The organism is Ruegeria sp. CDSA021 (assembly GCF_059612325.1).
The window spans coordinates 23,518-36,855 of record NZ_JBXWQJ010000022.1 but is presented as its reverse complement, the minus strand read 5'-3'; the positions used below and the strand labels follow the sequence as shown (position 1 = coordinate 36,855).

9 protein-coding genes are annotated in these 13,338 nt (G+C 58.6%); 7 read left to right on the top strand and 2 right to left on the bottom strand.

Features of this window, described 5'->3' with window-relative positions:
• The first annotated feature begins 2 nt into the window (after nucleotides 1-2).
• Together AC2FLD_RS20510 and AC2FLD_RS20505 are read left to right on the top strand one after the other, a co-directional pair.
• Nucleotides 3-1,451 (top strand): TrkH family potassium uptake protein, encoded by a 1,449-nt coding sequence (locus AC2FLD_RS20510; RefSeq protein WP_050602620.1) that lies wholly within the window; start codon nucleotides 3-5, stop codon nucleotides 1,449-1,451.
• Nucleotides 1,451-3,025, top strand: a complete 1,575-nt coding sequence (locus tag AC2FLD_RS20505; RefSeq protein ID WP_496673462.1) for a thiamine pyrophosphate-binding protein — start codon at nucleotides 1,451-1,453, stop codon at nucleotides 3,023-3,025. The genes AC2FLD_RS20510 and AC2FLD_RS20505 overlap by 1 nt, the downstream gene beginning before the upstream one ends.
• Before the next feature lie 53 nt (nucleotides 3,026-3,078).
• On the opposite strand, the gene AC2FLD_RS20500 is transcribed toward AC2FLD_RS20505, so the two are convergent.
• Nucleotides 3,079-4,818 (bottom strand): serine protease, encoded by a 1,740-nt coding sequence (locus tag AC2FLD_RS20500; RefSeq protein WP_496673459.1) that lies wholly within the window; start codon nucleotides 4,816-4,818, stop codon nucleotides 3,079-3,081.
• Nucleotides 4,819-5,025: 207 nt separating this feature from the next.
• Between AC2FLD_RS20500 and AC2FLD_RS20495 the strand changes: the two genes are divergently transcribed.
• Nucleotides 5,026-5,955 (top strand): glycine--tRNA ligase subunit alpha, encoded by a 930-nt coding sequence (locus AC2FLD_RS20495; RefSeq protein ID WP_496673456.1) that lies wholly within the window; start codon nucleotides 5,026-5,028, stop codon nucleotides 5,953-5,955.
• Nucleotides 5,956-5,963: 8 nt separating this feature from the next.
• Here AC2FLD_RS20495 and AC2FLD_RS20490 read toward each other — a convergent pair whose 3' ends face one another.
• Nucleotides 5,964-6,596 (bottom strand): MarC family protein, encoded by a 633-nt coding sequence (locus AC2FLD_RS20490; RefSeq protein ID WP_496673453.1) that lies wholly within the window; start codon nucleotides 6,594-6,596, stop codon nucleotides 5,964-5,966.
• Between the two features lie 91 nt (nucleotides 6,597-6,687).
• Between AC2FLD_RS20490 and AC2FLD_RS20485 the strand changes: the two genes are divergently transcribed.
• From AC2FLD_RS20485 to AC2FLD_RS20470, 4 genes are all read left to right on the top strand, one after another.
• On the top strand, nucleotides 6,688-7,212 hold the full coding sequence (locus AC2FLD_RS20485; protein ID WP_496673451.1) for a DUF6446 family protein: 525 nt from the start codon (nucleotides 6,688-6,690) through the stop codon (nucleotides 7,210-7,212).
• 10 nt (nucleotides 7,213-7,222) lie between these two features.
• Nucleotides 7,223-8,431 (top strand): sodium/glutamate symporter, encoded by a 1,209-nt coding sequence (gene gltS, locus AC2FLD_RS20480; protein ID WP_496673448.1) that lies wholly within the window; start codon nucleotides 7,223-7,225, stop codon nucleotides 8,429-8,431.
• Nucleotides 8,432-8,440: 9 nt separating this feature from the next.
• Entirely contained in the window at nucleotides 8,441-10,660 is a 2,220-nt protein-coding gene (glyS, locus tag AC2FLD_RS20475; protein ID WP_496673445.1) for a glycine--tRNA ligase subunit beta, read from the top strand.
• 90 nt (nucleotides 10,661-10,750) lie between these two features.
• Complete coding sequence (locus tag AC2FLD_RS20470; RefSeq protein WP_050602613.1) at nucleotides 10,751-13,291, top strand: putative PEP-binding protein; 2,541 nt, start codon at nucleotides 10,751-10,753, stop codon at nucleotides 13,289-13,291.
• Nucleotides 13,292-13,338 lie beyond the last annotated feature (47 nt).

Below are 13,338 nucleotides of genomic sequence, written 5' to 3'. Positions count from 1 at the left end.
TCATGATGGATCTTCGCCCGGTCGGATATGTGATTGGCTTGCTGGTCGCCATTCTTGGGGCGACCATGCTGTTTCCTATGCTCGCCGACATGATCGAGGGGCGGGGGGAATGGCATGTGTTCCTGGAAAGCGCAATCATCACGATGCTGACCGGGTCAGTTCTGGCGATGAGCTGCTCCAACGGCGTGGGCGAGGGGCTGACCATCCGGCAGACCTTTTTGCTGACAACCGGCGTATGGGTCGCGCTGCCGGTATTTGGTGCAATCCCATTCCTGTTTGGTGAAACCGAACTGCGCTTTGTCGATGCCTATTTCGAGGCGATGTCGGGGCTTACAACAACCGGCTCGACCGTCATAACCGGGCTCGACTCGCTGCCACGGGGACTTTTGTTGTGGCGCGGTATTCTGCAATGGTTGGGGGGCATTGGCATAATCGTGGTTGCGATGGTGTTCCTGCCAGAATTGCGGGTGGGTGGCATGCAAATCTTCCGCTCGGAAGGATTTGAAACCATGGGGAAAATCCTTCCACGCGCGCAAGAGATCGCCGGTCAGATATCCCTGATTTACGTGTTCCTGACCGTTGTGTGCGCGTTGGTCTACGCCGGGCTCGGGATGGGCTTTTTTGATGCCACCGTCCATTCGATGACCACCATCGCGACAGGTGGGTTTGCCAACTACGACGCGTCATTCGCAACCTTCTCGGGGCCAGTGGAATATGCGGCCGCGGTGTTCATGGTATTGGCGGCGCTGCCCTTCGTGCGATATGTTCAGCTCGCCAACGGCCACACCAGTTCTTTGTGGGAGGACAGCCAGATCCGCGTCTTTCTGGCGACTGTTCTGGTGCTGGTCTTGATCATGACCGTCTTTCTGACATCGGTTTTCCCACGCCACTGGGAACAGGCGTTTCGCGAATCCTTGTTTAACATCACCTCGATCATCTCGGGGACCGGATATGCCAGCGTCGACTATATGGGGTGGGGCAGTTTTCCGGTCATGTTGTTTTTCCTGATCGGGCTGATTGGCGGCTGCGCCGGATCCACGGCATGTTCGATCAAGATCTTCCGTTACCAACTGTTGCTGGCGTCGATCAAAACTCAGATCAAGCGGATCAGGTCCCCGCATGGGGTTTTTGTGCCGCTTTATGACGGACGGCCCGTGGGGCGCGATGTTCTGACGTCGGTGATGAGCTTTTTCATGTTCTTCGTCCTGTCGATGGGCGTTTTGTCCTGGGCTTTGGCACTGACTGGTCTTGATTTCATCACGTCCGTGTCCGGGGCAGCGACCGCATTGGCCAATGTGGGTCCCGGCCTGGGCAGCCAGATCGGACCGGCAGGTAATTTCGCAGGTCTCAACGATACGGCCAAATGGCTGCTGACAATCGGAATGCTGGTTGGGCGGCTTGAACTTCTGGCCGTTTACGCAATCTTCACAACTCAATTCTGGAGAAACTGATGCAAAGACCCCTTGGCGCACAGTTGTCGCATATGCTCAAGGATCGTGGCGTGGATATGATTTTCGGCATTCCCGGCGTCCATAATCAGGAAATGTATCGTGGCATCGAAGAGGCCGGTATTACCCATGTACTGGCTCGACACGAGCAAGGGGCCGGGTTCATGGCCGATGGCTATGCGCGGGCAACCGGCAAGCCCGGTGTCGCCTATGTCATCACCGGCCCTGGCCTGTGCAACATCATGACACCGATCGGTCAAGCCTATAGCGATTCCGTCCCGATGTTGGTGTTGTCTTCGTGTCTTGACGAAAAGCAAGCTATGCGCGGTCAGCTGCACCAGATGAAAGATCAGCGCGCTGCGGCCGGGACGGTTGCAGATTGGTCGGTGCAGGCGGACACTGCCGCTGCAGCATACAGTCTGGTAGAACGCGCCTTTGAAGAATTCGAGCTGTCGCGACCGCGGCCCAAACACATTCAGGTGCCGATTGCACAGTTAGAGGCTGATGCTGAACCGGCGCCATTCCCCAACCAGCCTGCGCTGCGCACCAAAGCGTTGCCGCCTGACGTGTCTTCGGTTGTCTCGATGCTGAACCTGTCACGCAAGCCCTTGTTCATCTTGGGTGGAGGGTGCAAATCCAACGACTGGCGACAGATTTTGACGCAGCTGGGGGCTGCCTGCTTTACCACCTATGCCGGGCGTGGGTTGACGGGTGTGAACTATCCGCTGGATTTCGGGCCCATGCTGCCGCGCCCCGGAAGCGCCGAGGTCATTGCCTCGGCAGATCTTGTAATTGCCGTTGGCGCAGAGCTTGGAGAGGTCGATTTGTGGCGACATGAGTTGGGGCACAAGGCGACGCTGATCCGTGTGGATCTGGACCCTGAGGTTCTGTCTGACCGCCACCGTGCCGCAATCAAGCTTCAGACCGACAGTCAGAGCTTTGCCCGCGCCTTGTGGCAGGCGACCGAGAACATGAAGCCAGCGACTGGCTGGTCGCCCGACGAAGTGGCCGAGGCGCGCGCACGCTGGCGCGCCGAGGTGGACGCGGAACGACCCGGAATCGTGCCGATCGCGGACGCATTGCGTGAAGCGATGCCGGCCGACACCATGATTTATTCTGATATGACCCAGTTCGCCTATGTCGCGAAAGAGATTTGGGATGTGGCCTATCCTCATCATTGGCATCATCCAACGGGGTTTGGCACACTTGGTTACGGGTTGCCTGCCGGAATAGGCGGGGCAGTTGCACGGCGTGGAAAGCCAACGGCAGTTATCGCCGGGGATTATGGGTTTCACTACACGATGCAGGAATTGGGTGTCGCGGTTGAGCTGGGTCTGTCTCTGCCGATCATCTTGTGGGACAACGGCAAGCTGAAAGAGATTGAAGACAGCATGGTGCGCAGCCAGATCGCGCCTAATGCCGTGGTGGCTCGAAACCCGGATTTCTGTAAACTCGCCGAGGCCTTTGGTGCGCGTTCCGTGGCACCTGAGACATTGGATGAGATGCAGGGCGCAGCTCGTGCGGCTTTTGACGCGCCGGGCCCAACTCTGATCCACGTGACGCCGGATATTCTGTAACAAAAAGCGCCGCGTGGATGCGCGGCGCCTTGGGCTTTTCAAGTAGGAACGAGTCAATCCCAGCAGTGCACCAGAACCGTCATGCCTGTCGCGCGGCGGTTCAGTTCGTTGGGTGAGATTTGCGTGGTTTCTTCGCTTGACTGACCGGACACGCCAGCCTTCGCTAGGATTTCCGTCAACCGCTCACCGGTGGCCGCCAAACTGACCGAAGCAGGCAGGCTGCGCCCTTCAGACGGTGTGGGCAACAGCATCCCGACAACGTTGCCGCTGTCATTGAAAACCGGGCCGCCCGCATCGCCGGGCTGCGCGTTCAGGGCCAGGCGTTTAACACCTGTCTCGCCATTCAGGCCACGCACATCGGCAACTTGTCCGTATGTCAGTGTCGGGGCACCCAGGGCACCCTGATAAGAAAAACCTGAGACCGCAACGTCAGATTGAAGACTCGGCAGAGCCGGGCTGAAAGCGGCCACGCTCATGGGGGCCAGTGCATTGGATGGGCGCAGAACCGCGACTCCTACTTCGTCATCGGCCATGGCAAGCTGCACCTCCTGATCCCCGTCCAGAGTGATCCGGGTGCAGTTCTCGACGGCTTCCGAAACTGTCAAAACGGTTCCCTTCTCATCGGCAAAGAAACCAGAGCGGGACAGGCGCGGTTTGCGGATTTGCAAGCCGGACACCAGATCGATGTTTTGCGCGGCATCTGCACCTGCGGCGGCATCGAGCACCGCGTCGGTGGTGGTAAAACTGGAGGCCATAGCCGAAAGAACTCGCACGCGGCGTGCCTCGTCGCCTTCGGGCCAGACCAGTGAATACCCTTTGATTTTGCCGTCTGTCAGGCGTGCCCGTGTAAAGGACACCACGCCATTTCCACGCCCTTCAAGGGTGAAGCGGTCTCCTCGCAGCTCACGCGGGCCGTTCAGCGGAACGATTTCCAGCGACTGCATGACCTCATACAGGGCGCGCAGGGTGCGCTTGTCACCGTCCTGGCTGATCAAGAGGGCTTTGGCGTTCAGCTCGGATGCGCTGTTGAAGTGGGCAAACGGAGCTTCATAGCGATCAAAGCGGACAGCATCCAAAGGCAAGTCCATCGTGATCCCAGCCGCGTCATCGGAATATCGGGCCATCCCAACGCTGGTCAGCGGCGCGTTATAGTCGTCCATCAAGGCTTTGCGCTGCGACGTGGTTAGCACGCCGGTTGCCTCAAACCCGTTAAAACGTTGCCAATCACCCATTGAACGGCGCGTTCCCTGACCAAAGGCCCCGTCGATGGTAGAGTTGTAAAACCCGGCCGCCTGCAACGCCGTTTGCAGATCCTTGCGGTCCTGCGCGGTCAGCAGGCGTTCGGATTGCAGGGCCTGTGCGCGGGTTTCATCCACGTCCTGAGTGGGCGCGATTGTCAGAGTGTCTTCGGCCTCAGCAACCGGCGCAACGGGTGCCGCGACAGAGCCACGGTTCAGCACATTTGCACCGATAGGCCAGAACTGTTGCCCGAGCCCGCCGGAAAAGGCGATGAAGCTGTCACGGGGAATCTGACCTTCGGATCGATACACCCGCAGCACCTGTTCGGCGTCCTGGCGCGCATAGGGGCCGATAACGATTGCGTACCAGCCGCTGTTCAGGCGAAAGCCGTTCACGTCGGGCAGAGCACCGGCGTAGGCTTGCGCGCGATCCTGTGCTTCGCGCAAGGACGGTTGCGCCTCGACCTGCACCCAGACGCCCTGATCTTGTTGAGCGGACGCGGCGCGCAGCCCGACCAATAGAAACAATAGAATTGCTGTGAATACGCGTTTCATAATCTGCCCGTTTATTTGCAGTGTTTGTGCTTTGGCGCAGAGTACGCGATTTCAGGTGTCAATTGCCATGCCGCGAATACGGGGAATTTGCGGTGTGGCCGCGCAGATACAGCCGTGGGCCAAAGCCCCGTTGACGCCCCTTGGCCCCTTGCATAGGAAGGGCCAAACCGACCGGAACCGGGCGCAAGGATGCCCAGAGGGAATGCCATGACCGAACCGAACAGCGCACCGCGTTCATTCCAGGAGATTATCCTGCGGCTTCAGACCTATTGGGCCTCGAAAGGTTGCGCGATTCTGCAACCTTATGACATGGAAGTCGGGGCAGGGACGTTTCATCCCGCGACCACTCTGCGTGCGCTGGGATCCAAGGCTTGGGCCGCAGCCTATGTTCAGCCCTCGCGCCGTCCGACGGATGGTCGTTATGGCGAGAATCCAAACCGGTTGCAACATTACTATCAGTATCAGGTGCTGATCAAACCAAGCCCGCCCGATCTGCAGGAACTGTACCTGGGCAGCCTTGAGGCTATCGGCATCGACATGGAACTGCATGATATCCGGTTTGTCGAGGATGACTGGGAAAGCCCCACGCTGGGCGCCTGGGGTCTGGGCTGGGAAGTCTGGTGTGACGGTATGGAAGTCAGCCAGTTCACCTATTTCCAACAGGTGGGTGGCCATGATTGTGCACCCGTCTCGGGTGAGCTGACCTATGGTCTGGAGCGTCTGGCCATGTATGTGCTGGGCGTCGATCACGTTATGGACATGCCGTTCAACGACCCGCAATCGCCCAGCCCGTTGAAATACGGTGACATCTTCAAACAAACCGAAGAGGAATACGCCCGCTGGAACTTTGATGTTGCCAACACCGAAGTTCTGCTGCGTCATTTCGAAGAGGCCGAGGTCGAATGCGCCGCCATTCTGGCACAAGAGCACGACGATCCAAAAACCGGCAAGCGCATTATCATGGCTCACCCGGCTTATGATCAGTGCATCAAGGCCAGCCACATCTTCAACTTGCTGGACGCGCGAGGGGTGATCTCGGTGACCGAGCGACAGGCTTATATCGGCCGCGTGCGGGCGCTAGCAAAGCAATGCGCGGATGCGTTTGTTCAGACCGAGGCGGCCGGGTTCCAAGCCTGATGGGCCAATCAGGCCAGCCCCGGCAACAGTGTTTTCAGGCCGTCCGCGATCATGCCGATCGCGATGGCCGACAAGATCATGCCCATAAAGCGGCTCATAATCACGCGCGCGTTGCCCGAAAGGCGCTCGGCCAGCCATGCCGCATTCCAGAACGTGATCAACAAAAGGGCAACGACCGACAAGAAAATGCCCGCGAAAACAACTGCTTCAATGGGATTTTTCACGTGATGCGCATACAGGATCAAGGTCGTGATAGTTCCGGGGCCGACAAGTATGGGAAAGGCCAGAGGATAAAAGGCAACTGTCTCAGCCGCGAGGTATTCTTCTTTCTCGTCATCCGTTCCGTGGTGCGAACTGCTTTCGTTGCCGTTCAGCATGTTCAAGCCGATCATCAGGACGACCAGACCGCCGGCAACTCTCAGGTGATCGACGGTTATGCCAAACAAGCCAAGCGCCTGACTGCCGACGGCTGCAAACGCTCCGCCAAGGATAAGACAGTAGAGGGACGTCTTGATCGCAACCTTGCGTTGGTCGGTTGCCGAAAGACTCTGCGTCACGCTCAGAAAAACGGGCAGGTTCGTCACCGGGTTCATAATGGCAAAAAGCGCGCCGAAAAATCCAACGGCAAGAGTGGTATCCATACGGTTCACCTCGGGTCGTTCTGTTCTGCGGTGAAACGTGGCCTATTTCTGAAGCACTTGGAAGTACCTGCATAAAGGGAAGCATCGAAAGATGACTGGAAAAATTCTGGCACTCATCCTGCTCATGTCTGCAGCTATTGCAGGCGCTGGCATGTATTATCTGCAGGTCTACGGCTATTACTATGATGTTGAGCCCACTCCAGGCAGGGATGTAGTTCTGTCCGTTGACGCAACTCAGGCGCCGGTGGCCATTTCCTATTCTTCGTTTCAGGCCATTGACGCAGACAGCTCTCCGATCCGGTTCCGCGCGTGTTTTGAAACCGATGTCGCGCTGGAAGAACTGCAGGCCACCTACCTTCAAGCAGACGAGACAACGCCACTGACCGCACCCGGCTGGTTTGACTGCTACGATGCCGCGGCCCTGGCCGAGAACCTGAAATCCGATAAGGCGCAGGCATTCATCGGCCAAAAAAACGTGCATTACGGTGTTGATCGCATCGTGGCGGTTACCGAAGACGGCCGGGGCTTTATCTGGCACGTTCTGAACAATTGCGGTGAAAAGGCTTATGACGGTACGGTCGTCGGAGAGGAGTGCCCCCCGCGCCCTGAATACTGAGGAGATCGCCTTGGCCGACGCTGTAACAATCCCGGATTTCATCACCGCAACTCTGGGCTTTGCAGTCTATCTGCTGGGCGCGCGGATCAACAGCAAGGTCGTGGTGCTGCGACAGTTCAATATTCCCGAGCCCGTCACCGGTGGGCTTTTGGCATCACTTGTCGTTCTGGCCCTATATCTTTTGTTCAACCTCGAACTGTCTTTCGAACTGAACACCCGAGATTCTCTTCTGGTTCTGTTTTTTGCGGGGATCGGTCTGAATGCCCGGTTTTCTGATTTGATAGCAGGGGGTAAGCCTTTGCTAATTCTTCTGGTTTTGACGCTTTTGACGATCATCGCGCAGAACGTGATCGGGGCGGCGGGGGCGTCTTTGTTTGGCTATCCGGCGCAAGCCGGGGTCTTGTTCGGATCCGCCGCACTGATCGGCGGACATGGAACGGCAATTGCCTGGGCACCCGAAGTTGCGCGCGCGACCGGATTGGACGGCGCAACCGAACTTGGCGTTGCGGTGGCCACGCTGGGCCTGGTTCTGGCAGCTTTGGTCGGTGGCCCAATCGCGCGTCTGTTGGTCGAATCCCGCAACCTGACCCCTGATCGACCCGATGAGGAACATACGGTGGGGCTGCCCGACGACGAGCCTGGGGCCTCGGGCATAGACCATATGTCAATCATGCGAGTCCTGCTGCATCTGAACCTTGCGATCATCTTCGGCTATATACTGGGCGAGGCGATTTCGGCTGCTGGATTGAAATTGCCGTTGTTCGTGCCGTGCCTTCTGATGGGTATCGTGATTTCCAACCTGCGGACGGCTTTGGCGCCGTCCGCCCCACCCGTTGCGCGCACGCCCTCGCTGGCCCTGATCTCGGAGTTTGCACTGGGCGCGTTTCTGGCTATGTCCCTTATGAGCCTTCAGCTTTGGACAATTGCCGAATTGGGAATGGCGATTGCGGTGATCATGTCGGCGCAGACGCTGTTTACTGTTGCCTTTGTGATCTGGGTGCTGTTTCCGCTCATGGGTTCAAGCTACCGAGGGGCGGTTCTGGCAGCGGGTTTCGGGGGCTTTGCATTGGGGGCCACACCCACCGCTATTGCAAATATGACCGCCGTGACCAAGCGATATGGCCCATCGCCTATTGCCTTTATTGTGCTCCCCCTTGTATCCGCCTTCTTTGTGGATATCGCAAATGCCATCGTCATCCAGACGATCGTCAATTTCTAAGGACCGACAATGCCTGACCTGCTGATCGAACTGTTTTCCGAGGAGATTCCCGCGCGTATGCAGACCCGCGCCGGTGAGGACCTGAAAAAGCGGATTACCGACGGTTTGGTCGAGGCCGGTTTAACCTATGCCGGGGCCGCCGCCCTGACCACGCCGCGCCGTTTGACGCTGGCGGTCGAAGGGCTGCTGGCGGAAAGCCCCACCATTCGAGAAGAACGCAAAGGCCCCAAGGTTGGCGCGCCGGACAAAGCCGTCGAGGGGTTTCTGCGAGGCGCTGGCCTGACCCGCGATCAACTGGAAGAACGCGACACACCCAAAGGCGCAGTTTACTTTGCAACCATCGAAAAAGCAGGGCGCCCGGCGGCCGACATTGTGGCGGAAGTTTTGGAAGCCACCATCCGCAACTTCCCCTGGCCAAAGTCCATGCGCTGGGGCAGTGGGCATTTACGTTGGGTCCGTCCGCTGCATTCGATCCTGTGTATCCTGAGTGATGAAGCCGGGTCTCAGGTCGTACCGGTCGATGTTGAAGGCATGACATCCGGCGATACCACGGAAGGGCACCGTTTCATGGCACCCAACCGTTTTGCCGTTACATCGTTTGAAGATTATGCCGCCAAGCTCAAAACTGCGTTCGTCGTGCTTTCGCCCGAGGAACGGGCCGAGCATATTTGGAACGACGCGCAGAACATGGCTTTTGCCGCTGGTCTGGACGTGGTCGAAGACAGGGGCCTGCTGGCAGAGGTCGCCGGGCTGGTCGAATGGCCCGTGGTGCTGATGGGAAAGATCGACGACGAATTCCTCGATCTGCCGCCCGAGGTGCTGCAAACCTCGATGAAGGAACACCAGAAGTTCTTTTCCGTGAAGAACCCTAAAACGGGCCGGATCGAACGCTTCATCACCGTGGCCAACCGCGAAACCGCCGACAATGGCGCAACCATTCTGGCGGGGAACCAAAAGGTTCTTTCGGCCCGTTTGGCGGATGCGAAATTCTTCTGGGAGAACGACCTGCGTGTCGCCAAGTCGGACATCGCCCAATGGACCCGAGCGTTGGAGAACGTGACCTTCCACAACAAACTGGGCACACAGGCCGAGCGCATTGATCGCATCGCCGCGCTGGCCCGCGAACTGGCCCCGGTGGTCGGGGCAGATGCGGATCAGGCAGACAAAGCCGCGCGTCTGGCCAAGGCTGATCTGAACTCCGAGATGGTTTATGAATTCCCCGAACTTCAGGGGCTTATGGGTCGGTATTACATCGAGGCCGCAGGCGAGGACACCGCCGTGGCCGCCGTGGCGCAGGAGCATTACTCGCCGTTGGGGCCGTCGGATGATGTGCCGACCGCACCGCTGTCGGTGACCGTGGCGCTGGCCGACAAGCTGGACACGCTGACCGGGTTCTGGGCAATCGATGAGAAACCGACCGGCTCGAAAGACCCGTTTGCGCTGCGCCGTGCGGCGTTGGGGATTATTCGGCTGGTTTTGGATAACAATCTGCGTGTCAGTTTGGACCGCTTTTTTGATAGCCAGTTAGTGCGGGCAGAGAGCGCCATCAGTGAGGCGCTGCCGGACGCAAATGTCCGCGACCTTCTGGAGGAGATTGCGGATCACGGTGTATTTGGCGGGGCTTTTCAGGCTGTCAAAGAAAGAATTGGCGGATTGCCTGCGGCGGCATTTCTTGAGTTAGAGAAAAAGGTTCCTGACGCATCCGCTGATCTCCTCTCCTTCTTCCACGACCGCCTCAAAGTTTTCCTCCGCGACGAAGGCATCCGCCACGACATCATCGACGCCTGTATCGCGATGGAGGGGAATGACGACCTCAACCTGCTGGTCAAACGCGCCCGCGCGCTGAATGCGGTGATCGCGACCGAGGATGGCGAAAACCTCGTGCAGGGCTTCAAGCGTGCCAACAACATCCTCACCCAGGCCGAGGAGAAGGACGGGGTTGAGTACTCCTATGGCGCGGATGTGAAATTTGCCGAGACGGACAGCGAAAAGGAGCTGTTTGCAGCTTTGGATCAGGCGCAGACGCAGATCGATCCGGCGCTCAAGGCCGAAGATTTCCCGACCGCCATGGCCGCCATGGCCGCCTTGCGCGGGCCAGTGGACGCGTTCTTTGAGGATGTGCAGGTCAATACCGACAATGACATTCTACGCCGCAACCGCCTGAACCTGCTCAGCCAGATCCGGACGGTCTGTTCCAGTGTCGCCGATCTGACCCGTATTGAAGGGTAAATCTCCGGGCGCGCGGCCATTGCGCGCCCAGAACGCCCTTGCGCGAAGGGCGCAAGCGCTTATGCTGCACGCAAACCAAAAGGTGCTGCAGTGCAGAATAATCCGCATACCACGCTCATAACGACCGACGCGCCGGTTACGGCCAATACCCATGGTGGGCGGGCCAAGTGCCTGCAACGGCTTGTTCGTCTGGACCTGCCGGTACCCCGGACAGTGGCGCTGTCGTTTGATGCCGTCCATCAAATTGCGGAAGGCGAAGTTCCGAACCTGGCGGCGATCCTTGAACAATTTGATCCCGCCTCATTGCTTTGCGTCCGACCAAGCTCTGAGGACCCTGACTGGGGTGGGCCTGGCGCAGTTCTGAATATCGGGATGAATGATGCGCGTTACGTGGACCTGTCCGATACGATGGGCGCAGAGGCTGCCGCGGCGTTGTACCTGAGATTCGTTCAAAGCTATGCCATCCACGTTGCGCGGCTGGACGCGGATGTCTTCGATGATATCGATATGGATGGCAGCGAGGGGCTGGGCCATTCGCTGCGCGCCTATGAAGATGAAACGGACGAGGCCTTTCCCCAAGACAGGGGCGAGCAGTTGATCGGCGTTCTACGTTCGATGGCCCGTGCCTGGGATGGAACATCCGCACGCCTGTTGCGACAGGCCAAGGGTGCTCCGGCGGATGCCGGACTTGGGTTGGTCATTCAAGAAATGATCCCCGGTGTCGGGCAGGGGGAATGTGGTTCTGGTGTCCTGCAACTGGTCGATTCCACAACCGGAATGCAGCAGATCACCGGTCGTTACCTGAGCCAGAGCCAGGGCCGGGATGCGCTGGGCGAAGATGTTGCCGCGCTGTTTCTTGAAAAGGACCCGCGCGGTCCATCGCTTGAGGAAGTGGCGCCCAAAGCCTTTGCCGAACTCAAGGAACAAGCCGCCTTGATGCGTGAAAAACTGCGTGAAGAGATGCAGGTCGAATTCGTCATTCAAAACGGAAATGTGCATATCCTGGACGGCGTGCGGGTGCAGCGCAGCGCTCGTGCGGCCATGCGGATCGCGGTTCGTTTGGCCGAAGACGGGACCATACCCCAGCAAGAGGCGGTCATGCGCGTGGACCCGCATGCGCTGAACGAGCTTTTGCACCGTCAGGTGCATCCAGATGCGCGGCGTGACGTTTTAACTACGGCTATCGGGGCCAGCCCGGGTGCCTCGACCGGTAAGATCGTATTCACTTCGGCTGAGGCTCAGGCGAGCGCTGCGCGGGGGGAAGCCTGTGTTCTTGTACGCCGCGAAACTTCGCCCGAAGATGTACGTGGGATGCACGCGGCTGTTGCGGTTTTGACCGAAAAAGGCGGGATGACCAGCCATGCGGCAGTTATCGGGCGCGGGCTCGGGTTGCCCTGTATCGTTGGCGCGTCCGGCATTCGGTTTCAAACAAAGAAAAAGATGCTGACGGCTCCGGATGGGCGTGTCTTTAAAACTGGCGATGTTCTGACCATCGATGGCAGCTCGGGACAGGTGCTGGCGGGGCAACCTGCAATGCTCGAGGCTGCGCTGGACGATTGTTTTCAGACGCTGATGGCCTGGGCGGATTCCGAGCGCGACATTGATATCCGGGCCAATGCCGATACGCCTGCCGATGCGCAGACAGCCCGGAATTTCGAGGCACAGGGGATCGGTCTGTGCCGGACCGAACATATGTTCTTTGATCCCGGTCGTTTGATCGTGATGCGCGAAATGATCTTTGCGCAAACGTCATCTGGTAGGGCGGCGGTGCTGGAACGTCTGCTGCCGATGCAACGAGAAGACTTTGTGCAACTTTTCCGGATCATGGAGGGCAAGCCGGTCTGCATTCGCCTCTTCGATCCGCCACTGCACGAGTTTCTGCCCACCACCAGAACTGGCCAACGCGAACTGGCCGAAGCGCTTGACCTGCCTGTTTCAGATGTTGAACGCCGTGTCGCTGCCATGAGCGAATACAACCCGATGCTGGGTCTGCGCGGGGTGCGTCTGGGAGTGACCGTTCCGGAAATCTACGACATGCAGGCGCGCGCGATTTTCGAAGCCACGCTGGAGGCCCGGCAAAACGGTGCTGCGGTCGTGCCCGAGGTGATGATCCCTCTGGTTTCGGCAAAGCGCGAAGTCGAGCTGGTCAAATCCCGCATCGACACGGTGGCGGCTGCGGTTGCGTCCGAGCAGGGGCAGGAATTCGACTACCGACTGGGTGTTATGGTTGAGACCCCGCGTGCTTGTTTGCGCGCCGAAGAGATTGCCCCACAGACGGCGTTTATGAGTTTCGGAACAAACGACCTGACCCAGATGACCTATGGCTTGTCGCGCGATGATGCGGGTCGTTTCATGTCAGACTATGTTCGGCAGGGTGTCTTTAGCGAAGATCCATTTCACGTCCTTGATCCGGACGGAGTGGGCGAATTGCTGAAACTGGGTGCCGAACGTGGACGTTCCGCAAAACCTGACGTGACCCTGTCGGTATGCGGCGAACATGGCGGTAACCCCGAATCAATCGCGATTTGCCGGGATTTGGGGTTTGACTATGTATCCTGCTCTCCGTTCCGGGTTCCGGTCGCTCGGCTGGCTGCCGCTCAACTGGCGATTTCGTCCAGACTTGGGGGTTGACAGGGGCCTGTATCCCAAGGATTAGTGGGGTATCTGGCCACTCGTAG

Coding starts and splice junctions, on each gene's coding strand:
- AC2FLD_RS20485 (WP_496673451.1), top strand. CDS start 6,688: ATGACTGGAAAAATTCTGGCACTCATCCTGCTCATGTCTGCAGCTATT.
- AC2FLD_RS20510 (WP_050602620.1), top strand. CDS start 3: ATGATGGATCTTCGCCCGGTCGGATATGTGATTGGCTTGCTGGTCGCC.
- AC2FLD_RS20500 (WP_496673459.1), bottom strand. CDS start 4,818: ATGAAACGCGTATTCACAGCAATTCTATTGTTTCTATTGGTCGGGCTG.
- AC2FLD_RS20490 (WP_496673453.1), bottom strand. CDS start 6,596: ATGGATACCACTCTTGCCGTTGGATTTTTCGGCGCGCTTTTTGCCATT.
- AC2FLD_RS20495 (WP_496673456.1), top strand. CDS start 5,026: ATGACCGAACCGAACAGCGCACCGCGTTCATTCCAGGAGATTATCCTG.
- glyS (WP_496673445.1), top strand. CDS start 8,441: ATGCCTGACCTGCTGATCGAACTGTTTTCCGAGGAGATTCCCGCGCGT.
- AC2FLD_RS20505 (WP_496673462.1), top strand. CDS start 1,451: ATGCAAAGACCCCTTGGCGCACAGTTGTCGCATATGCTCAAGGATCGT.